Genomic DNA, 20,703 nt, shown 5'->3' with positions numbered 1-20,703 from the left:
TTTGGCGTATAATATGTACATTTTGGGCAAACTGGGGATAAGAATGATTTGGAAAGACATCCGCCGATCAAAGTTGCTCTTTTTTCGAACGACATTTCGAGTAAGGGCTTTTCTTTATTTGTGGATGCATTGCTTTGCTCTGTATGTGTACCATTATAAGGTTACAAACAGAGGTTCGCAACGAAATTTTTAAAGTGAGTAGACATTGAGGGGTGAGTTTAAGTTGGCAGGACATCTTGTTCAATATGGTCGACGCACTCGGCGCAGTTATGCACGAATTAACGAGATACTCGAAGTTCCAAACCTGATTGAAATCCAACAAAAATCCTATGATTGGTTTTTGGAGGAAGGGTTGCGCGAAATGTTCCAGGATATCTCGCCGATCCAGGATTTTACAGGTAACTTGATTTTGGAATTTATCGATTACAGTCTCGGTGAACCGAAGTATACAGTAGACGATGCGAAAGAGCGTGACGTTACGTATGCAGCACCGCTTCGGGTCAAAGTCCGGCTCATTAATAAGGAAACCGGCGAAGTCAAAGAGCAGGAAGTATTCATGGGAGATTTCCCGCTGATGACCAACACGGGCACATTTATTATTAATGGTGCGGAACGGGTTATTGTCAGCCAGTTGGTTCGCTCTCCTAGCGTTTACTTCAGTACCAAAGTAGATAAAAACGCCAAAAAAACGTATACCGCTACAGTTATTCCTAACCGCGGCGCTTGGTTGGAACTGGAGATGGACGCGAAGGATGTTGTTTACGTCCGGATCGACCGTACACGTAAAATACCGGTTACGGTTCTCCTGCGTTCACTTGGTTTTGGCACAGATGCTGAGATTCTGGATCTGCTCGGTAATGACGAATATATCCGAAACACTCTGGACAAAGACAACACGGATTCCACGGAGAAAGCACTCATTGAGATCTATGAGCGTCTTCGTCCGGGCGAGCCGCCGACGCTGGATAATGCGAAAAGCTTGCTCGTAGCACGTTTCTTTGATCCAAAACGTTATGACCTGGCTAATGTAGGTCGTTACAAAATGAATAAAAAACTGCACATCAAAAACCGTTTGTTTAACCAGCGCTTGGCTGAGTCACTTGTTGACGCTGAGACTGGTGAAATCATTGCTGAAGCAGGTCAAATGGTTGATCGTCGTTTGTTGGATGAAATCATGCCGTATCTGGAGAAGAGCGTTGGATTCCGCACGTATCACGTGGGTAACGGCGTTTTGGATGCCAATGATATCCCTATGCAAACGATTGATGTGTTCTCACCAACTGAAGATGGTAAAGTGGTTAAACTGATTGCCAATGCAAACATTGACAAGTCCGTTAAAAACGTGACACCGGCGGATATCATTTCGTCCATCAGTTATTTCCTTAACCTTCTGCAGGGAATTGGTAGCACGGATGATATCGATCATCTGGGTAACCGTCGTTTGCGTTCGGTGGGTGAACTCCTGCAGAACCAGTTCCGTATCGGTTTGTCCCGTATGGAGCGTGTGGTTCGTGAGAGAATGTCCATTCAGGATGCTAACGTAATTACACCACAGGCTTTGATTAACATACGTCCTGTTATTGCGTCGATTAAAGAGTTCTTTGGTAGCTCTCAGTTGTCACAGTTTATGGATCAAACAAACCCGCTGGGTGAGCTGACACATAAACGTCGTTTGTCCGCACTCGGACCCGGTGGTTTGACGCGTGAGCGCGCAGGTATGGAAGTGCGTGACGTCCATCCATCCCACTATGGCCGTATGTGTCCAATCGAGACTCCAGAGGGACCAAACATTGGTTTGATCAACTCCTTGTCTACATTCGCTCGTGTGAATGAATATGGCTTCATTGAAGCTCCATATCGTTGGGTTGATCCGAAGACAGGTATTGTAACCGAGCAAATTGATTACCTGACAGCGGACGAAGAGGACAACTATGTTATCGCGCAAGCGAATGCGAAGTTGAACGAAGACGGTACATTTGAAGAAGAAGCGATCATTGTACGTTACAACAAACAGTCGGATAACATCCTTACGATGCCGAGTGAACGAGTTGACTACATGGACGTATCTCCTAAACAGGTTGTATCCGTCGCGACAGCGCTGATCCCGTTCCTTGAGAACGATGACTCCAACCGTGCACTCATGGGATCTAACATGCAGCGGCAGGCGGTTCCACTCTTGATTCCTAAAGCACCACTTGTAGGTACAGGTATGGAACACAAAGCTGCAAAAGATTCTGGTGTATGTATTGTCTCCGATTATGACGGAATTATCGAACGTTCTTCTGCGAACGAGATTTGGGTCCGTCGTGTTGAAGAAGTGGACGGTCAGGAAGTTAAAGGCGATATCGTTAAATATAAATTACACAAATTTATGCGTTCGAACCAAGGAACATGCATTAACCAGCGTCCGATTGTCAAAAGAGGTGCCGCTGTCAAAGCTGGTGATATCCTCGCTGATGGTCCTTCAACGGAAATGGGTGAATTGGCTCTGGGACGTAACGTTGTTGTTGCCTTCATGACTTGGGAAGGTTACAACTACGAGGATGCGATCTTGCTCAGTGAAAAACTCGTTAAGGAAGATGTATACACATCCATCCATATCGAGGAGTATGAGTCAGAAGCACGTGATACCAAGCTTGGACCTGAAGAGATCACACGTGACATCCCTAACGTTGGGGAAGAAGCGTTGCGTAACTTGGATGAGCGCGGTATTATCCGCATCGGTGCTGAGATCAGTGCTGGCGACATTCTGGTTGGTAAAGTAACACCTAAGGGTGTAACAGAGCTGACAGCAGAAGAACGTCTCTTGCATGCGATCTTTGGTGAGAAAGCACGTGAAGTACGTGATACTTCCTTGCGTGTACCACATGGTACTGACGGTATCGTAGTAGACGTGAAAGTATTTACCCGTGAAAACGGTGATGAGCTACCTCCAGGTGTTAACCAACTCGTTCGTGTATATATTGCTCAAAAACGGAAAATTTCCGAGGGTGATAAAATGGCCGGACGTCACGGTAACAAAGGGGTCGTGGCCCGCATCTTGCCGGAAGAAGATATGCCTTTCCTGCCAGACGGTACACCGGTTCAGATCGTTCTTAACCCACTGGGCGTACCTTCCCGGATGAATATCGGTCAAGTACTCGAGGTTCACTTGGGTATGGCGGCGATGCAACTGGGTATTCACGTTGCAACTCCTGTATTCGACGGAGCGAAGGAGTATGACGTCTTCGATACGATGGAAGAAGCAGGTATGCAACGTAATGGTAAAACTGTCCTGTATGATGGTCGTACAGGTGAAGAGTTTGAACGTGAAGTTACCGTAGGTGTCATGCACATGATCAAATTGGCACACATGGTTGATGATAAAATCCATGCCCGTTCCACGGGTCCTTACTCACTTGTTACGCAACAGCCATTGGGTGGTAAAGCCCAATTTGGTGGACAGCGTTTCGGGGAGATGGAAGTATGGGCGCTTGAGGCATACGGTGCAGCTTATACACTGCAAGAAATCTTGACTGTTAAATCCGATGACGTTGTTGGTCGGGTTAAAACGTATGAATCCATTGTCAAAGGTGAGAATGTTCCGGAACCAGGCGTTCCTGAATCATTCAAAGTATTGATCAAAGAGCTGCAAAGCTTGGGTATGGACGTTAAGATTTTGAGTGAAGATGAGCAAGAGATTGAAATGAGAGAAATGGACGATGAAGATGACGCTGCGAGCGATAAGCTCAGCCTCAACCTTGAGGGTACAGAGGTCGGAGCGGAATAAACCGCTTCGAGCGCATGATGACCGGCGTTTTTCATCAGGCTCACGTCTTGCTCCGGCTTCGGCCGGAGTGGGCGTAACCTAGATTACAGGAATTGGTTAAGGAGGGTTGCTCCTTGTTGGACGTCAACAATTTCGAATACATGAAGATCGGGCTTGCTTCCCCAGAGAAAATTCGTTCTTGGTCCCGCGGAGAAGTGAAAAAACCGGAAACGATCAACTATCGTACGTTGAAACCGGAAAAAGAAGGGCTATTCTGCGAAAAGATTTTTGGCCCTACAAAAGACTGGGAATGTCATTGCGGTAAATACAAACGCGTCCGTTATAAAGGCGTTGTCTGTGATCGTTGTGGCGTTGAAGTAACACGTGCGAAAGTACGCCGCGAACGGATGGGCCATATTGAGCTCGCTGCTCCGGTATCGCATATCTGGTACTTCAAAGGTATTCCGAGCCGTATGGGTCTTGCTCTGGATATGTCTCCAAGATCTCTTGAAGAGATTATTTATTTTGCATCATATGTTGTAACTGATCCAGGAGAAACTCCACTGGAGAAAAAACAGCTGTTGTCCGAGAAAGAGTACCGCAGCTACCGTGAAAAATACGGTTATGGTTTCCATGCTGGCATGGGCGCAGAAGCGGTTAAAAAATTGCTTCAAGATCTTGACATAGACAAAGAGCTCGAGTTCCTGAAAGAAGAGCTCCGGACTGCGCAAGGACAACGTCGTAATCGTGCAATCAAACGTTTGGAAGTTATCGAAGCATTCCGCAACTCCGGCAACAAGCCAGAGTGGATGATCATGGATGTACTTCCTGTTATCCCGCCGGAACTTCGTCCAATGGTACAGTTGGATGGTGGACGTTTTGCAACGTCTGACTTGAATGACTTGTATCGCCGTGTAATCAACCGGAACAACCGTCTGAAACGTCTGCTTGATCTGGGCGCGCCAGATATTATCGTGCAAAATGAAAAACGGATGTTGCAGGAAGCTGTTGACGCATTGATCGATAATGGTCGTCGTGGACGCCCGGTAACGGGTCCTGGTAACCGTCCATTGAAATCTCTCAGCCACATGCTGAAAGGTAAACAAGGACGTTTCCGTCAAAACTTGCTCGGTAAACGGGTTGACTATTCTGGTCGTTCCGTTATCGTTGTTGGACCTTACCTGAAAATGTATCAGTGTGGTCTGCCGAAAGATATGGCACTTGAATTGTTCAAGCCTTTTGTTATGAAAGAGCTTGTAAATAAAGGGCTTGCCCACAACATCAAGAGCGCAAAACGTAAAGTTGAGCGTGTAAGTCCTGAAGTATGGGATGTTCTTGAAGAAGTAATCAAGGAGCATCCGGTTCTGTTGAACCGTGCCCCTACGCTTCACAGACTCGGTATTCAAGCATTTGAACCGATTCTCGTTGAAGGTAAAGCAATTCGTCTTCACCCGCTCGTATGTACGGCATACAATGCCGACTTTGACGGTGACCAAATGGCCGTGCACGTTCCGTTGTCCGCTGAAGCTCAAGCGGAAGCACGTATCCTGATGCTTGCATCGGGTAACATTTTGAACCCGAAAGACGGTAAACCGGTTGTTACTCCTTCCCAGGATATGGTGCTTGGTTCTTACTACCTCACTATGGACAACAAGGAAGAAAAGGGCACAGGTATGATCTTGCGTACAGTTAACGAAGCTGTATCGGCATACCAACGTGGTACTGCTGGTCTGCATGCTCGTGTAGCTATTCCGGTTAAGGCGCTTGGTAAAACAAGCTTCACGGAAGAGCAGCAAGAAGGAATGTTGCTGACAACTATCGGTAAAATTATCTTCAATGAAATTTTCCCGGCAAGCTTCCCGTATATCAATGATGCGACTCGTGCTAACCTTTACCAAGGTACTGCAGATCACTCATTTGTATATGAAAAAGGTGCTGATCTCAGAGAAGCTATTATGAATGCTCCTCTGGCTGGCGGTGTCGGTAAAGAATACCTCGGCTCCATCATCGCACGTTGTTTTGAAATTTATCACACAACGGAAACAGCCGTTATTTTGGATAAAATCAAACAACTTGGTTTCACATACTCTACACGTGCCGGTATTACGGTTGCGGTATCTGATGTTATCGTTCCGCCTGAGAAGTTTGAAATTCTTAGACAATCTGAGGAAAAAGCACAAATCGTTACGAATCAGTACCGTCGTGGTCTGATTACGAATGAAGAGCGCTATGACCGTATCATTGATATCTGGTCAAAATCCAAAGATGACATCACTGAGATTCTGATGAAGTCCATGGATCGTTACAACTCGATCATGATGATGGTAGACTCCAAAGCACGGGGTAACAAATCGCAAATCACCCAATTGGGCGGTATGCGTGGTCTGATGGCCAACCCATCCGGTCGAATTATCGAACTCCCAATTAAATCTAACTTCCGTGAAGGTCTGACAGTACTCGAGTACTTTATCTCCACTCACGGAGCGCGTAAAGGTTTGGCGGATACAGCCCTGCGTACAGCCGATTCAGGTTACCTGACTCGTCGTCTCGTAGACGTAGCCCAAGACGTAATCGTGCGTGATGATGATTGTGGTACAGATAAAGGCTTTACGGTAAGTCGTATCCAGGATGGTAAAGAGGTTATCGAAGACCTCTACGACCGTATTGAAGGCAGATACTGCTTCGAGACTCTTCGTCATCCGGAAACGAAAGAAATCATTGTAGGTCGCAATGAATTGATTGACTCCGATAAAGCAGAAGCGATTATCAAAGCAGGTATTACTAAATTGCAAATCCGCTCCGTCCTCAGCTGCCGTGCAAGTCATGGTGTCTGCAAGAAGTGTTATGGTCGCAACCTCGCGACTGGTAAACACGTGGAGATTGGTGAAGCAGTTGGTATTATCGCAGCACAGTCCATTGGTGAGCCAGGAACACAGCTTACAATGCGTACGTTCCATACCGGTGGTGTAGCCGGAGACGATATTACGCAAGGTTTGCCGCGTATCCAGGAGTTGTTTGAAGCTCGTAATCCTAAGGGTCAAGCAACGATCAGTGAGATTGATGGTGTAGTTAAAGAGATTCGCGAAGCGAAAGATCGTCGTGAAATCGAAATTCAAGGTGAGGCGGAATCCAAAGTTTACTCCGTTACCTACGGTTCCCGTGTACGCGTAAGCGAAGGCATGGAAGTTGAAGCGGGTGACGAGTTGACAGACGGTTCCATTGATCCAAAAGAGATGTTACGGATTAAAGGCATACGTGGTGTACAGAACTACATTCTGCAGGAAGTACAACGCGTATATCGTAACCAAGGCGTAGAAATTAACGATAAGCACGTTGAAGTTATGATCCGTCAAATGCTGCGTAAAATCCGTATCGTAGATGCAGGAGATACAACGCTGTTGCCAGGATCATTCGTGGATATGCATGAGTACGAAAGAGCTAACAAAATTGCGATTCTTAGTGATAAAGAGCCGGCGGTTGCTAAACCAATCCTGCTCGGTATTACGAAAGCATCCCTGGAAACAGACTCCTTCCTCTCAGCGGCTTCGTTCCAAGAAACTACACGTGTATTGACAGATGCAGCAATCAAAGGTAAAGTCGATCAGTTGCTCGGTCTGAAGGAAAATGTAATTATCGGTAAATTGATTCCTGCAGGTACAGGTATGCACCGTTACCGCAGCATCAAATTTGCTGAGCCAGAAGATGGCCAATCTTCAGTAGAAGAACTTGAGCCAGTTTCGGTTGATTAAATATATTTCTCCTTATTAGAGGAGAGTGAAAGTTTTGTGCGTCAGGAGACGGACGTTTGTATAATACAGGCGGACGAATCCTGATGTACGTAAACTTTTAAAAAATGTTTTAGGATTAGCATTGACAATGCTTGCGCTAGATGCTAATATATCAAAGGTGCGTGGGCAGCTGATTGTACATGGTTCTATTCGGAGGAATACACAATGTCTAATGAAAAAGCCTTGCAAGATGCTCATGTCAAAATAGGTACCAAACAGACCATGCGGATGGTGCAGACAGGTATGGCTTCTGAAGTCTATGTCGCAGAAGATAGTGATCCGCAGCTTACTTCCAAAATCATTGCTTTGTGTGAACAACACAATGTGAAATGCACGAAAGTGGATACAATGAAAAATCTCGGCAAGGCTTGCGGGATTGGAGTAGGAGCAGCTATGGCTGCTGTCGTAAAATCATAGGGTAAGGAACGTTTTTGTCCGAGAACTTTTAAGGATTCTCCAAGGCAAAAACTTTTCATTTGTCTTTTTATGAACCGCCTGGGTCTGTGGGCTTAGTGCAAAGAGGTTTATAAAGAAACATGAATATTTGAGGAAGGGGGTGGCAATCACATGCCAACTATTAACCAACTGGTTCGTAAAGGACGTCAAGCAAAAGTTGAGAAGTCAAAATCTCCAGCTTTGCAAAAAGGATTCAACGCTTTGAAACGTGAATCTACTAACATCAGTGCCCCACAAAAACGTGGTGTCTGCACTCGTGTAGGTACAATGACTCCACGTAAACCAAACTCTGCACTTCGTAAGTATGCCCGTGTTCGTTTGACGAACCGTCTCGAGGTTACTGCTTATATCCCGGGAATCGGACATAACCTTCAAGAGCACAGTGTGGTATTGATCCGCGGAGGTAAAGTTAAAGACCTTGCAGGAGTTCGTTATCACATCGTTCGTGGAGCTCTCGATACTGCTGGTGTAAACAACCGTATGCAAGCTCGTTCGAAATACGGCGCTAAACGTCCAAAAGCTAAAAAAGCCTAAACTATTATAGGCAGATAGCCTGAAAGCCTTCTGGTCTAAGTCTGGAAGGTACAGGATCTGCTGAACAAGAAAGAAAGGGGGATATCCATGCCACGCAAAGGTCCAGTTACGAAAAGAGACGTTCTGCCTGATCCGTTATATAACAGCAAGTTGGTTACTCGTTTAATCAACCGCATTATGATCGGCGGAAAACGCGGTGTTGCTCAAAGCATTCTGTATAATGCGTTCAAGTTGATTCAAGAACGTACGGGTAATGACCCTATGGAAGTATTTGAAGCAGCAATCAAGAACATCATGCCAGTCCTGGAAGTTAAAGCTCGCCGTGTCGGCGGTGCCAACTACCAAGTACCAATCGAGGTGAAACCAGAGAGACGTACTGCTCTGGGATTACGTTGGCTCGTGAACTACTCCCGCAACCGCGGTGAGAAAACAATGGAAGAGCGTTTGGCGGCTGAGATCATCGACGCTTCCAACAACACAGGCGCTTCCGTTAAAAAACGTGAAGATACGCACAAAATGGCTGAAGCGAACAAAGCGTTTGCTCACTACCGTTGGTAGGATTCAGTTCACAATAAAAAAAACTTCAATTTTGAAGGGAGACCCATTACATGGCTAGAGAGTTCTCCTTGAAAAATACACGTAATATCGGGATCATGGCTCATATTGATGCGGGTAAAACCACGACAACTGAGCGGATCCTGTTTTACACAGGACGTACGCACAAAATCGGTGAAGTACACGAAGGCGCTGCGACAATGGACTGGATGGAACAGGAACAGGAGCGCGGAATTACGATTACTTCCGCTGCAACTACCGCTGCTTGGAAAGGCCACCGCGTTAATATTATTGATACCCCGGGACACGTTGACTTCACTGTTGAAGTTGAACGTTCCCTTCGTGTATTGGACGGAGCAGTTGGTGTATTCAGTGCGAAAGAAGGCGTTGAGCCTCAGTCCGAAACCGTATGGAGACAGGCTGACAAGTACGGCGTACCTCGTATCGCATATGTAAACAAAATGGATATCATCGGTGCTGACTTCCTGAACGTTGTATCTGACATGCGTGATCGCCTTCAAGCGAACGCTGTTGCGATTCAACTTCCAATCGGCGCTGAAAATGATTTCAAAGGTATCATTGATATCGTTGCACAAAGAGCTCATATGTACAAAGATGACCTCGGGCAAGATATCGAAGAAACCGATATTCCTGCAGAATTTGCAGATCAAGTTGAAGAACTTCGCAACGAGTTGATTGAGCGCGTTGCTGAACTGGATGAAGAATTGACAATGAAATACCTGGAAGGCGAAGAGATCACAATTGATGAGATCAAAACCGTACTCCGTAAAGGTGTTGTGGATGTTAAGATATTCCCAGTTATCTGTGGATCCTCATATCGTAACAAAGGTGTTCAACTGATGTTGGATGCTGTTGTCGACTACTTGCCAGCTCCAACAGATGTTGCATCGATCACGGGACATCTTGAAGATGGAACTGAAGCAATTCGTAAGTCATCCGATGAAGAGCCATTCTCCGCATTGGCATTCAAAATTATGACTGACCCTTACGTTGGTAAATTGACATTCTTCCGCGTATACTCTGGTGTTCTTCAATCCGGATCATATGTATTGAATGCCACTAAAAACAAACGTGAGCGTATCGGTCGTATCCTTCAAATGCATGCGAACAGCCGTCAAGAAATCACTGTAGTATACTCCGGTGATATTGCAGCTGCCGTAGGTTTGAAAGATACAGGTACAGGTGATACACTATGTGATGAGAAAAATCCGGTTATCCTGGAGTCAATGAACTTCCCTGATCCGGTTATCGAAATCGCTGTTGAACCTAAAACCAAAGCTGACCAGGATAAACTGGGTGTTGCTCTCGGTAAGTTGACTGAAGAGGATCCAACTCTTCGTGCTCATACTGACGAAGAAACAGGCCAAACGATCTTGGCAGGTATGGGTGAGCTTCACCTTGATATCATCATCGACCGTATGCGTCGTGAGTTCAAGGTTGAAACTACTGTGGGTAAACCACAAGTAGCTTACCGTGAAACATTCCGTGCTCCAGCGCGCGTTGAAGGTAAATTCGTACGTCAATCCGGTGGTCGTGGTCAATACGGTCACGTATGGGTTGAATTCGAACCTCTCGAGCCGGGTACAGGCAGCCAGTTCGAAAGTAAGGTTGTCGGTGGTTCCGTACCAAGAGAATACATTCAACCTGCACTGTCAGGGATTGAAGAGCAAATGAAAAACGGCGTTATTGCAGGCTTCCCGCTTGTTGACGTTAAGGCTACAATCGTAGACGGATCTTACCATGATGTCGATTCCAATGAGATGGCATTTAAAATTGCCGGATCTATGGCGCTTAAAGCGGCTAAAGACAAGTGTAAACCAGTTCTGCTTGAGCCTATCATGAAAGTAGAAGTAACTGTTCCAGAAGAGTACATGGGTGACGTAATGGGTATGTTGAACTCCCGTCGTGGCCGCATCGAAGGTATGGATTCCCGTAGTGGAGCTCAAATCATCCGTGCTAAGGTACCTCTGTCTGAAATGTTTGGTTACTCTACAACTCTTCGTTCCGGTACTCAAGGACGCGGCGTATTCTCCATGGAACTCTCTCACTATGAAGAAGTTCCTAAGAGCATCGCTGAAGAAATCGTTGCCAAAACAAAAGGCACCGAGTAGTTTTCTCACACTGGATGCAAGTGCATAAGAATTCAATTCGGAGCACTTCATTCAGTGAAAACATAAAATTATAATTTTAAGGAGGCCACGTTCAAATGGCAAAGGCTAAATACGAACGTAATAAACCCCACGTTAACATCGGTACTATTGGTCACGTCGATCACGGTAAAACAACTCTGACTGCTGCAATCACAACTGTATTGTCCAAAACTTACGGTGGTGCTGCAATTGCATTCGATCAAATCGACAAAGCTCCAGAAGAGCGCGAACGCGGTATCACAATCTCTACATCACACGTTGAGTACGAAACTGACACTCGTCACTACGCTCACGTTGACTGCCCAGGTCACGCCGACTATGTTAAAAACATGATCACTGGCGCGGCTCAAATGGATGGAGCTATCTTGGTAGTATCCGCAGCAGACGGCCCAATGCCACAAACTCGTGAGCACATCTTGCTCTCTCGTCAAGTAGGCGTACCTTACATTGTTGTATTCTTGAACAAATGTGACATGGTTGAAGACGAAGAGTTGTTGGAATTGGTTGAGATGGAAGTTCGCGACCTTCTTAACGAATATGAGTTCCCAGGTGACGATACTCCAATCACTCGTGGATCCGCTCGTGAAGCTCTGGCAAACCCAGATGGCGAATGGGCTCAAAAAATCGTTGAGATGTTCAAAGAGATCGACACTTACATCCCACTGCCTGAGCGTCAAACTGACAAGCCTTTCTTGATGCCTGTCGAGGACGTATTCTCCATCACTGGTCGTGGTACTGTTGCTACTGGCCGTGTAGAGCGTGGTACGGTTAAAGTCGGCGAAGAGATCGAAATCGTTGGTATCACTGAAGAAACTAAAAAATCCGTTGTAACAGGCGTTGAGATGTTCCGTAAATTGTTGGATTCCGCTCAAGCGGGTGACAACATTGGTGCATTGTTGCGTGGTGTTGACCGTACTCAAATCGAGCGTGGTCAAGTACTTGCAAAACCAGGTTCTGTTAAGCCACACACAGAATTCACAGCTCAAATCTACGTTCTGACTAAAGAAGAGGGCGGACGTCACAAACCATTCTTCACTGGTTACCGTCCACAGTTCTACTTCCGTACAACTGACGTAACAGGCATCATCAACTTGCCTGAAGGTACTGAAATGGTAATGCCTGGTGATAACATCACTGTTACTGTTTCCCTGATCTCCCCAATCGCGATTGAAGAAGGAACTAAATTCTCCATTCGTGAAGGCGGACGTACAGTAGGTGCCGGTTCCGTAGCATCTATCCAAAAATAATTCGGCTTAACGCTGAATAAAGCATATGTAACAGTGTACTGGAACGAGTAACATTGTATTGTAACGAAGCTTCGGAAGAGTTCTTTATCCGACATCGGATAGAGAACTCTTTTATTATGTTTAAAGTTCGGAACCTGCGTCATACGAAATGAACATCATTTACGAGTTTAGAAGGATTGGCAAGGCAGCCTGGATATTGAAGATTAACACTGCAATAAACGAAGTCATTTCATCAGAAAAGATAAGTTTAAATGTTTTTCTTAAATATGCTTGCAATACGCCTATCTTTTCTATATAATAATGAATGTTGTTCTGTGACGTTGCGATGATGTGAGAGGTTACTGGCACACCCGGCCCCTTTGCCATGGGAGAGTGGCTAGAAAATTTTCACGGAGTATGTCCGATAAAAAATTGGGCGATAGAAGGAGGGACTAAAATGGCAAAGCAAAAAATTCGTATTCGTTTGAAAGCTTACGACCACAGAATTCTTGATCAATCCGCGGAGAAAATTGTTGAAACAGCAAAACGTTCGGGTGCTGGTGTATCCGGTCCGATTCCGCTTCCTACTGAAAAACAAATCATTACTATTCTTCGTGCGGTGCACAAGTACAAGGATTCTCGGGAACAATTCGAACAACGTACACATAAACGTTTGATCGACATCGTTAACCCGACTCCACAAACTGTGGATGCCTTGATGCGCTTGGATCTGCCGTCCGGTGTAGATATCGAAATTAAATTGTAATACAAGCTACAACAAAGACCATGTATAAAGGAAAAGAGGTGTCAACATGAAAGCAATCTTAGGAAAAAAACTCGGAATGACTCAAGTATTTACTCCTGAAGGTAACGTCGTTCCAGTAACGGTTATCGAAGCAGGCCCTTGTGTTGTTTTGCAAAAGAAAGACATTGAGAACGATGGCTACGAAGCAATTCAAATCGGTTACTCCGATAAGAAAGAGAAAAATGCTAACAAGCCAGAAGCAGGTCACGCTAAAAAAGCGAACACTGCCCCTAAGCGCTACGTTCGTGAAGTTCGCGGTATCAACATCGCAGAATATGAAGTTGGCCAAGAACTGAAAGCTGACATTTTCGCTGAAGGCGAATTCGTTGACGTAACGGGTATTTCTAAAGGTAAAGGTTTTGCCGGCGTTATCAAACGTTGGGGACAAAGCACTGGACCTATGTCACACGGTTCGCGTTACCACCGTGGCCCTGGTTCAATGGGTTCGATCCAAGCTAACCGCGTTCCTAAAGGCAAACGCCTGCCAGGACACATGGGACATGATACTATTACAATCCAACGTCTTGAAGTAGTTAAAGTAGACGCTGAGCGGAACGTATTGCTCGTGAAAGGTTCCATTCCTGGACCGAAAAACAGTCTCATTAGAGTTAAAGAAACGGTGAAAAAATAACCACTGAAGAAAGGAGGAACACAAAATGCCAAAAGTATCAGTTTACAATGTAGATGGTAGCCAAGTAGGCGAAGTTGAATTGAACGATGCGGTTTTCGGAATTGAGCCGAACCAACACGTTCTGTACGATGCAGTTCTTATGCAACGCGCTTCCCTTCGACAAGGTACCCACAAAGTAAAAGGACGTTCTGAAGTTCGTGGCGGTGGACGTAAGCCTTGGAAACAAAAAGGTACAGGTCGCGCTCGTCAAGGTTCAATTCGTTCACCACAATGGAAAGGCGGCGGTATCGTATTTGGTCCAACACCACGGAGCTATGCGTATAAACTGCCTAAGAAAGTTCGCCGCTTGGCGATCAAATCAGCCCTTTCATCCAAAGTGCTTGACAATGACATTATCGTTTTGGACGCTCTCACGTTGAGTACGCCTAAAACTAAAGAGTTTGCAGCCATCTTGAGTAACCTCAAAGTGGGACGTAAAGCTTTGGTCGTAGCTCCTAGCTATGATGATAATGTAGCTCTTTCCGCACGGAATATTCCAGGCGTGAAATTCGTAGCTGCTGACGGTATTAATGTTCTTGACGTGCTCTCGCACGACAAATTGATCATTACGAAAGAAGCAGTTCAGAAGGTAGAGGAGGTGCTCGCGTAATGAAGGATCCTCGTGATATTGTAAAACGTCCGATTATTACGGAACGTACTGCTGACATGATGAACGACTTGAAATATGTATTTGAAGTCGATATCCGTGCAAACAAAACCGAGATCAAAAAGGCAGTAGAAGCTATTTTCAATGTAAAAGTGAAAAACGTGAACACGCTTCGTGTTCCAGCTAAGCCGAAACGGTACGGACGTTATTCCGGATATACTAGCGAATGGAAAAAAGCGTTTGTAACGTTGACAAAAGACAGCAAAACGCTTGAGTTCTTTGAAACTGTATAATTGAATTTTTGAAGTAAGGAGGGAAACCCAGTGCCAATCAAAAAGTATAAACCAACATCCCCGGCAAGACGGAACATGTCCGTTTCTACATTTGAGGAAATCACCACAAATCAGCCGGAGAAATCGTTGTTGGCCCCGTTGAGCAAACAAGCAGGCCGCAACAACCAAGGTAAAATTACAGTTCGTCACCATGGTGGTGGACACAAACGTAAATACCGTATCATTGACTTCAAACGTACTAAAGATGGAATACCGGGCCGCGTTGCTACGATTGAGTATGACCCGAACCGTACATCCAACATCGCTCTGATTCACTATGCTGATGGTGAAAAGCGTTATATCATCGCTCCTAAAGGTTTGAAAGTTGGAGATCAAGTATTCTCCGGACCTGAATCAGACATCAAAATCGGTAACGCACTGCCACTCGAAAACATTCCAGTAGGTACCGTTATCCACAACATTGAGTTGAAACCAGGTAAAGGCGGACAATTGGTTCGTGCTGCTGGTACAGAAGCTCAATTGCTTGGTAAAGAAGAAAAATACGTTTCCGTTCGTCTCTCTTCCGGAGAAGTTCGTCGTATTTTGAAAGTTTGCCGCGCGACAATCGGATCTGTAGGTAACCAAGACCACGAGCTCATCAAAATCGGTAAAGCCGGTCGTAGCCGTTGGTTGGGTAAACGTCCTGAGGTTCGTGGTGTAGTAATGAACCCTAACGATCACCCACACGGTGGTGGTGAAGGTCGTGCTCCAATCGGACGTAAATCGCCAATGTCACCATGGGGTAAACCTACACTTGGTTACAAAACGCGTAAGAAAAATAAAGCTTCTGATAAATACATCATTCGCCGCCGCACGAAGTAATACACACTGTGCATAACTTCGTGAGGCATCTGCGGATGCATAATAGCTATGTTTGAAGGGAGGATCTCCACATGGGTCGCAGTTTGAAAAAAGGGCCATTCATTGATGGCTACATGCTTAAAAAGGTAGAAGAGATGGAAGCTTCAGGTAAGAAGAATGTGATCAAAACCTGGTCCCGTCGTTCTACAATTTTCCCGCAATTCATCGGACACACATTTGGCGTTTACGATGGTCGTAAACACGTGCCAGTGTATGTAACTGAGGACATGGTCGGACACAAACTGGGTGAGTTCGCTCCAACCCGTACGTACAAAGGCCATACTGCTGATGATAAGAAAACAAGAAGATAAATGAATATCTTTAATGTTTGAAAGGAGGTTACACAATGGAAGCAAAAGCACATGCTAAGTTTATCCGGATTGCTCCTCGTAAAGCTCAACTCGTTGTTGACTTGATTCGCGGCAAGCAAGTAGGTGAGGCGGTTGCCATTCTCCGTCACACTCCGAAATCTGCTTCTCCAATCGTTGAGAAGTTGCTTAACTCCGCTATTGCGAATGCGGAACATAACTATTCTTTGGATGTTAACAACTTGGTTATCTCGCAAGCTTACGTGAACCAAGGACCGACAATGAAGCGTTTCCGCCCTCGTGCAATGGGACGTGCAAGTCGTATTAACAAACGTACTAGCCACATTACTTTGGTGGTATCTGAGAAGTAGAAGGAGGGGAAATGTGTGGGCCAAAAGGTAAATCCAGTCGGACTCCGTGTCGGAATTATCCGTGACTGGGAATCTAAGTGGTATGCAGGCAAAGACTTCGGTGATCTTTTGATGGAAGACGTGAGAATTCGTGAATTCCTGAAAAATAAATTGAAAGACTCCGCTTTATCTCGTGTAGAAATTGAGAGAGCGGCTAACCGCGTAAACGTAACGATTCACACTGCTAAACCAGGTATGGTTATTGGTAAGGGTGGTTCGGAAGTTGAAAATCTTCGTAACCAAATTACGAAAATTGCTGGCGGTAAAAAAGTACACATCAACATTTCTGAAATTAAGAACCAAGACTTGGACGCTGTTCTTGTAGCTGAAAGCATTGCACAACAATTGGAACGTCGTGTTTCTTTCCGTCGTGCTCTGAAACAAGCAATTCAAAGAACTATGCGCTCCGGTGCTAAAGGTATCAAAACTCAAGTAGGCGGACGTCTTGGCGGTGCTGAGATCGCACGTTCTGAAGGCTACAGCGAAGGAACTGTTCCACTGCACACACTGCGTGCTGACATTGACTATGGTACAGCAGAGGCTCATACTACTTACGGACTTATCGGCGTAAAAGTATGGATCTATCGTGGAGAGGTTCTTCCTACGGCTAAGAAACAAGCTGCTAAGGAAGGAGGCAACTAATCATGTTGGTACCAAAACGCGTAAAACACCGTAAGCAACAACGTGGACATATGAAAGGCCAAGCTAAAGGCGGAACGACTCTGAACTTTGGCGAATACGGTCTGCAAGCTACGGAACCGGCTTGGATTACGAACCGTCAGATCGAAGCGGCTCGTATTGCGATGACTCGTTACATCAAACGTGGTGGTAAAGTTTGGATCAAAATTTTCCCAGACAAACCAATCACTCAAAAGCCTCTCGAGGTTCGGATGGGTAGCGGTAAAGGTAACGTAGAAAAATGGGTTGCAGTAGTGAAACCAGGTAAGATCATGTTTGAACTTGCTGGTGTACCGGAGGAAATTGCACGCGAAGCAATGCGTCTTGCCGCTCACAAACTGCCAATCAAAACGAAGTTCGTGAAACGTGAAGAATTGGGTGGTGAAGCAAATGAAAGCTAGTGAATTTCGCAACCTAACCTCTGCTGAAATCGAGCAAAAGATTGCCGGATTTAAAGAAGAACTCTTTAACCTCCGCTTTCAATTAGCTACCGGTCAGCTGGATAACCCGACTCGCATCCGTGATGTGCGGAAAGAAATAGCTCGTGCTAAAACCATTATCCGTGAGAGAGAATTGGGAATCGGTTAATTAGGGATAGGATGGACAATCCGTCCGTAATCAGGAAGGAGGCCAACAATGAGCGAAGAACGTAACGCACGTAAAGTGCAAACTGGTAAAGTGGTCAGCGATAAAATGGACAAAACGATTGTTGTTGCTGTAGAAACTTACAAAAAACACAACTTGTACCATAAACGCATTAAGGTTACTAAAAAATTCAAAGCGCATGACGAAGAAAACACTGCGAAAATCGGTGACACGGTGAAAATCATGGAGACTCGTCCGCTTTCGAAAGATAAACGCTGGAGACTTACTGAAATCGTAGAAAAAGCGGTTATCATCTAATGCATCAGCAGCATTGCTGAAAGGAGGAATACTAAATGATTCAACCATTTACACGTTTGACTGTGGCCGACAACTCCGGTGCGAAGGAACTGATGTGTATCCGCGTACTCGGCGGTACGGGACGTCGTACAGCTCAAATCGGTGATCTGATCGTTTGTTCTGTTAAACAAGCAACACCAGGCGGCGTTGTCAAAAAAGGTGATGTAGTTAGAGCGGTTGTCGTTCGTACGAAACGTTCTGTACGTCGTAAAGACGGTTCCTACATCGGTTTTGATGAAAATGCAGCGGTTGTTGTAAAAGACGACAGAAGCCCACGTGGAACACGTATTTTCGGACCAGTTGCTCGCGAACTTCGCGATAAAGACTTCATGAAAATCGTTTCCTTGGCTCCAGAAGTTATCTAAAGCTTAATCTCGTGATGTTAGAAACAGGAGGTGTACGAAATGCCAAGAGTGAAAAAAGTTCTGGAATCCCATAACAACAAACTTCACGTTAAAAAGGAAGATACGGTTATGGTGATCAGCGGTAAAGACAAAGGTAAAAAAGGCCGTGTCATCGCTGCTTATCCTCGTGAGAACCGCGTCCTTGTGGAAGGTGTTAACATGGTGAAAAAACACCAGAAACCTAACCAGCAAAACCCGCAAGGCGGCATTATCGAGAAGGAAGCTCCGATTCACGTTTCCAACGTAATGCACATCGATCCGAAGAGCGGAAAAGTAACCCGTGTAGGTTACAAAGTTTTGGATAACGGTAAGAAAGTGCGCGTTGCTAAACGTTCCGGAGAAATTATCGACTAATTGAACCGAATGAGAAAGGAGGGCTATGATTCATGGCATCAAGAATGAAAGAACGTTACCTGCAAGAAATCGCTCCTGCTTTGATGCAGAAGTTTAACTATACAACGGTAATGCAAGTGCCGAAAATCGAGAAAATCGTTATCAACATGGGTGTGGGCGACGCTGTCCAAAACTCTAAAGTGTTGGATTCCGCAGTAAGCGATTTGCAACTGATCGCAGGTCAAAAACCTGTAATCACTCGTGCTAAAAAATCTATCGCAGGTTTCAAACTGCGTGAGAATATGCCTATCGGTGTGAAAGTAACATTACGCGGTGAGCGTATGTACTACTTCCTAGATAAATTGCTCAACGTAACGCTTCCTCGTGTCCGCGACTTCCGCGGTGTATCGAGTAAAGCTTTCGATGGACGTGGTAACTACACACTGGGTCTGAAAGAGCAACTGATCTTCCCAGAGATCGAGTATGATAAAGTTGATAAAGTCCGCGGTATGGATATTGTCATCGTAACAACGGCGAAAACAGACGAAGAGTCCCGCGAATTGCTCACGCAAATGGGAATGCCTTTCGTTAAGTAATGTTGGCATAACGTTTCCGGGTGTCTGGAAAGACTCCCTTTTCTCCGAAATTATTTAGGAGGTGTCAGGCTAAGTGGCAAAAACTTCGATGAAAGTTAAACAACAACGTACACCTAAGTTTAAAGTACGTGCATATACACGCTGTGAGCGTTGCGGACGTCCACATTCGGTCCTGCAAAAGTTCAAAATTTGCAGAATTTGTTTCCGTGAATTAGCTTATAAAGGCCAGATCCCTGGCGTGAAAAAAGCAAGCTGGTAAAAAGTCCTGAACGGGAAGGAGGTTAACTCACAATGACTATGTCTGATCCAATTGCAGATATGCTTACTCGTATTCGTAACGCGAACACTGTTCGTCACGAAACGGTAGAAATGCCTGCTTCGACAATGAAAAAACAAATCGCCGATATCCTGAAGCGTGAAGGTTTCATCCGTGACGCTGAAGTTATCGATGATAACAAACAAGGGATTATCCGTGTTTTCCTGAAATACGGTCAAAATAACGAGCGCGTTATCACTGGTCTGAAAAGAATCAGTAAACCTGGTCTTCGTGTTTACACGAAAAGCAACGAAGTACCTCGTGTACTTGGTGGCCTGGGAATCGCGATCATCTCGACATCTAAAGGTATCATGACGGACAAAGAAGCTCGTCAATCGAAATCCGGCGGAGAAGTCGTTTGCTACGTTTGGTAATATAACGTCACAAGATAGGAGGTGCAACATATGTCTCGTATTGGTCGCAAACCAATCACAGTACCAAGTGGTGTAGACATCACCCTGGACAACACCGTTATTACGGTAAAAGGACCTAAAGGAACTTTGACTCGTGAGCTTCATAAAGACATGAAGGTTACAGTTGAAAATAACGAAATCACAGTTGTGCGTCCTTCCGATAACAAAACTCACCGTTCTTTGCACGGCACAACGCGTAGCGTTGTAAACAATATGGTGAGCGGCGTTACTGAAGGATTCGCGAAATCTCTGGAATTGGTTGGGGTCGGATATCGTGCAAGCAAATCCGGAGATAAAATCGTTCTGAACGTTGGTTACTCTCACCCGGTTGAAATTACACCGGAAGCGGGAATCGAATTCGAAGTACCTTCGAATACAAAAATCATCGTTCGCGGAATTGACAAAGAGCGTGTAGGTGCTTACGCTGCTAAAATCCGTTCCGTACGTGAACCTGAGCCGTACAAAGGTAAAGGTATTAAATATGAAGGCGAGCGTATCATCCGTAAGGAAGGTAAAGCCGGTAAGAAGAAATAAGATTTCTCTTACCGCC

24 protein-coding genes are annotated in these 20,703 nt (G+C 45.3%); all 24 read left to right on the top strand.

Features of this window, described 5'->3' with window-relative positions:
* Positions 1 to 223: 223 nt before the first annotated feature.
* The 24 genes from rpoB to rplF all read left to right on the top strand — a co-directional run bounded on the left by rpoB (position 224) and on the right by rplF (position 20,687).
* Positions 224 to 3,769: a DNA-directed RNA polymerase subunit beta gene (gene rpoB, locus F0220_RS26755; RefSeq protein ID WP_091020534.1), complete on the top strand. Its 3,546-nt coding sequence runs from the start codon at positions 224 to 226 to the stop codon at positions 3,767 to 3,769.
* A gap of 113 nt (positions 3,770 to 3,882) precedes the next feature.
* Positions 3,883 to 7,497 (top strand): DNA-directed RNA polymerase subunit beta', encoded by a 3,615-nt coding sequence (gene rpoC, locus F0220_RS26750; RefSeq protein WP_091020536.1) that lies wholly within the window; start codon positions 3,883 to 3,885, stop codon positions 7,495 to 7,497.
* Between the two features lie 204 nt (positions 7,498 to 7,701).
* Entirely contained in the window at positions 7,702 to 7,953 is a 252-nt protein-coding gene (locus F0220_RS26745; protein ID WP_036607175.1) for a ribosomal L7Ae/L30e/S12e/Gadd45 family protein, read from the top strand.
* Between the two features lie 150 nt (positions 7,954 to 8,103).
* Positions 8,104 to 8,526 (top strand): 30S ribosomal protein S12, encoded by a 423-nt coding sequence (rpsL, locus tag F0220_RS26740; RefSeq protein ID WP_017692070.1) that lies wholly within the window; start codon positions 8,104 to 8,106, stop codon positions 8,524 to 8,526.
* An 87-nt stretch (positions 8,527 to 8,613) separates the two neighbouring features.
* Positions 8,614 to 9,084 (top strand): 30S ribosomal protein S7, encoded by a 471-nt coding sequence (gene rpsG / locus F0220_RS26735; RefSeq protein WP_017692071.1) that lies wholly within the window; start codon positions 8,614 to 8,616, stop codon positions 9,082 to 9,084.
* A gap of 50 nt (positions 9,085 to 9,134) precedes the next feature.
* The gene (fusA, locus tag F0220_RS26730) at positions 9,135 to 11,213 is read left to right on the top strand and encodes an elongation factor G (protein WP_047841122.1); all 2,079 of its coding nucleotides are present in this window, start codon (positions 9,135 to 9,137) and stop codon (positions 11,211 to 11,213) included.
* 95 nt (positions 11,214 to 11,308) lie between these two features.
* Complete coding sequence (tuf, locus tag F0220_RS26725; RefSeq protein ID WP_017692073.1) at positions 11,309 to 12,499, top strand: elongation factor Tu; 1,191 nt, start codon at positions 11,309 to 11,311, stop codon at positions 12,497 to 12,499.
* A 436-nt stretch (positions 12,500 to 12,935) separates the two neighbouring features.
* A complete protein-coding gene (gene rpsJ, locus F0220_RS26720) occupies positions 12,936 to 13,244 on the top strand; it encodes a 30S ribosomal protein S10 (RefSeq protein ID WP_017692074.1) in 309 nt (102 codons plus the stop codon).
* A gap of 46 nt (positions 13,245 to 13,290) precedes the next feature.
* The gene (gene rplC / locus F0220_RS26715; protein WP_017692075.1) at positions 13,291 to 13,914 is read left to right on the top strand and encodes a 50S ribosomal protein L3; all 624 of its coding nucleotides are present in this window, start codon (positions 13,291 to 13,293) and stop codon (positions 13,912 to 13,914) included.
* A gap of 25 nt (positions 13,915 to 13,939) precedes the next feature.
* Positions 13,940 to 14,563: a 50S ribosomal protein L4 gene (gene rplD, locus F0220_RS26710; protein ID WP_105602467.1), complete on the top strand. Its 624-nt coding sequence runs from the start codon at positions 13,940 to 13,942 to the stop codon at positions 14,561 to 14,563.
* Entirely contained in the window at positions 14,563 to 14,853 is a 291-nt protein-coding gene (rplW, locus tag F0220_RS26705; RefSeq protein ID WP_017692077.1) for a 50S ribosomal protein L23, read from the top strand. Before rplD ends, rplW begins: the two co-directional genes overlap by 1 nt.
* Before the next feature lie 30 nt (positions 14,854 to 14,883).
* Positions 14,884 to 15,714 (top strand): 50S ribosomal protein L2, encoded by an 831-nt coding sequence (gene rplB, locus F0220_RS26700; protein WP_017692078.1) that lies wholly within the window; start codon positions 14,884 to 14,886, stop codon positions 15,712 to 15,714.
* Positions 15,715 to 15,785: 71 nt separating this feature from the next.
* Positions 15,786 to 16,064, top strand: coding sequence for a 30S ribosomal protein S19 (rpsS, locus tag F0220_RS26695; RefSeq protein ID WP_017692079.1), 279 nt, complete (start codon positions 15,786 to 15,788; stop codon positions 16,062 to 16,064).
* 35 nt (positions 16,065 to 16,099) lie between these two features.
* Positions 16,100 to 16,432 carry a 50S ribosomal protein L22 gene (gene rplV, locus F0220_RS26690; protein WP_017692080.1) on the top strand — a complete coding sequence of 111 codons (333 nt, stop codon included), beginning with the start codon at positions 16,100 to 16,102 and terminating at the stop codon, positions 16,430 to 16,432.
* Between the two features lie 15 nt (positions 16,433 to 16,447).
* The gene (rpsC, locus tag F0220_RS26685; protein ID WP_036607182.1) at positions 16,448 to 17,113 is read left to right on the top strand and encodes a 30S ribosomal protein S3; all 666 of its coding nucleotides are present in this window, start codon (positions 16,448 to 16,450) and stop codon (positions 17,111 to 17,113) included.
* A 2-nt stretch (positions 17,114 to 17,115) separates the two neighbouring features.
* Positions 17,116 to 17,550, top strand: coding sequence for a 50S ribosomal protein L16 (rplP, locus tag F0220_RS26680; protein WP_017692082.1), 435 nt, complete (start codon positions 17,116 to 17,118; stop codon positions 17,548 to 17,550).
* A complete protein-coding gene (gene rpmC, locus F0220_RS26675) occupies positions 17,540 to 17,737 on the top strand; it encodes a 50S ribosomal protein L29 (protein WP_017692083.1) in 198 nt (65 codons plus the stop codon). The genes rplP and rpmC overlap by 11 nt, the downstream gene beginning before the upstream one ends.
* 48 nt (positions 17,738 to 17,785) lie before the next feature.
* Entirely contained in the window at positions 17,786 to 18,052 is a 267-nt protein-coding gene (gene rpsQ, locus F0220_RS26670; RefSeq protein WP_017692084.1) for a 30S ribosomal protein S17, read from the top strand.
* 35 nt (positions 18,053 to 18,087) lie between these two features.
* Positions 18,088 to 18,456, top strand: a complete 369-nt coding sequence (gene rplN, locus F0220_RS26665) for a 50S ribosomal protein L14 (protein WP_017692085.1) — start codon at positions 18,088 to 18,090, stop codon at positions 18,454 to 18,456.
* Between the two features lie 39 nt (positions 18,457 to 18,495).
* Positions 18,496 to 18,849 carry a 50S ribosomal protein L24 gene (gene rplX / locus F0220_RS26660; RefSeq protein WP_017692086.1) on the top strand — a complete coding sequence of 118 codons (354 nt, stop codon included), beginning with the start codon at positions 18,496 to 18,498 and terminating at the stop codon, positions 18,847 to 18,849.
* 32 nt (positions 18,850 to 18,881) lie between these two features.
* Positions 18,882 to 19,424 (top strand): 50S ribosomal protein L5, encoded by a 543-nt coding sequence (gene rplE, locus F0220_RS26655; protein WP_076216859.1) that lies wholly within the window; start codon positions 18,882 to 18,884, stop codon positions 19,422 to 19,424.
* Between the two features lie 73 nt (positions 19,425 to 19,497).
* Entirely contained in the window at positions 19,498 to 19,683 is a 186-nt protein-coding gene (locus F0220_RS26650) for a type Z 30S ribosomal protein S14 (protein ID WP_013312154.1), read from the top strand.
* Positions 19,684 to 19,715: 32 nt separating this feature from the next.
* On the top strand, positions 19,716 to 20,114 hold the full coding sequence (gene rpsH / locus F0220_RS26645; RefSeq protein WP_017692088.1) for a 30S ribosomal protein S8: 399 nt from the start codon (positions 19,716 to 19,718) through the stop codon (positions 20,112 to 20,114).
* A 30-nt stretch (positions 20,115 to 20,144) separates the two neighbouring features.
* A complete protein-coding gene (gene rplF / locus F0220_RS26640) occupies positions 20,145 to 20,687 on the top strand; it encodes a 50S ribosomal protein L6 (RefSeq protein ID WP_017692089.1) in 543 nt (180 codons plus the stop codon).
* Positions 20,688 to 20,703 lie beyond the last annotated feature (16 nt).

Origin of the sequence: Paenibacillus sp. 37, from assembly GCF_008386395.1 — a bacterium.
GTDB classification, from domain to species: domain Bacteria; phylum Bacillota; class Bacilli; order Paenibacillales; family Paenibacillaceae; genus Paenibacillus; species Paenibacillus amylolyticus_B.
This window is presented reverse-complemented; position numbering and strand designations above follow the sequence as displayed.

Bases quoted from the DNA above. Each gene is read 5' to 3' on its own strand.
- F0220_RS26745 (WP_036607175.1), top strand. From the start codon at position 7,702: ATGTCTAATGAAAAAGCCTTGCAAGATGCTCATGTCAAAATAGGTACC.
- rpsL (WP_017692070.1), top strand. From the start codon at position 8,104: ATGCCAACTATTAACCAACTGGTTCGTAAAGGACGTCAAGCAAAAGTT.
- rpsG (WP_017692071.1), top strand. From the start codon at position 8,614: ATGCCACGCAAAGGTCCAGTTACGAAAAGAGACGTTCTGCCTGATCCG.
- fusA (WP_047841122.1), top strand. From the start codon at position 9,135: ATGGCTAGAGAGTTCTCCTTGAAAAATACACGTAATATCGGGATCATG.
- tuf (WP_017692073.1), top strand. From the start codon at position 11,309: ATGGCAAAGGCTAAATACGAACGTAATAAACCCCACGTTAACATCGGT.
- rpsJ (WP_017692074.1), top strand. From the start codon at position 12,936: ATGGCAAAGCAAAAAATTCGTATTCGTTTGAAAGCTTACGACCACAGA.
- rplC (WP_017692075.1), top strand. From the start codon at position 13,291: ATGAAAGCAATCTTAGGAAAAAAACTCGGAATGACTCAAGTATTTACT.
- rplD (WP_105602467.1), top strand. From the start codon at position 13,940: ATGCCAAAAGTATCAGTTTACAATGTAGATGGTAGCCAAGTAGGCGAA.
- rplW (WP_017692077.1), top strand. From the start codon at position 14,563: ATGAAGGATCCTCGTGATATTGTAAAACGTCCGATTATTACGGAACGT.
- rpsS (WP_017692079.1), top strand. From the start codon at position 15,786: ATGGGTCGCAGTTTGAAAAAAGGGCCATTCATTGATGGCTACATGCTT.
- rplV (WP_017692080.1), top strand. From the start codon at position 16,100: ATGGAAGCAAAAGCACATGCTAAGTTTATCCGGATTGCTCCTCGTAAA.
- rplP (WP_017692082.1), top strand. From the start codon at position 17,116: ATGTTGGTACCAAAACGCGTAAAACACCGTAAGCAACAACGTGGACAT.
- rpmC (WP_017692083.1), top strand. From the start codon at position 17,540: ATGAAAGCTAGTGAATTTCGCAACCTAACCTCTGCTGAAATCGAGCAA.
- rpsQ (WP_017692084.1), top strand. From the start codon at position 17,786: ATGAGCGAAGAACGTAACGCACGTAAAGTGCAAACTGGTAAAGTGGTC.
- rplN (WP_017692085.1), top strand. From the start codon at position 18,088: ATGATTCAACCATTTACACGTTTGACTGTGGCCGACAACTCCGGTGCG.
- rplX (WP_017692086.1), top strand. From the start codon at position 18,496: ATGCCAAGAGTGAAAAAAGTTCTGGAATCCCATAACAACAAACTTCAC.
- rplE (WP_076216859.1), top strand. From the start codon at position 18,882: ATGGCATCAAGAATGAAAGAACGTTACCTGCAAGAAATCGCTCCTGCT.
- rpsH (WP_017692088.1), top strand. From the start codon at position 19,716: ATGACTATGTCTGATCCAATTGCAGATATGCTTACTCGTATTCGTAAC.
- rplF (WP_017692089.1), top strand. From the start codon at position 20,145: ATGTCTCGTATTGGTCGCAAACCAATCACAGTACCAAGTGGTGTAGAC.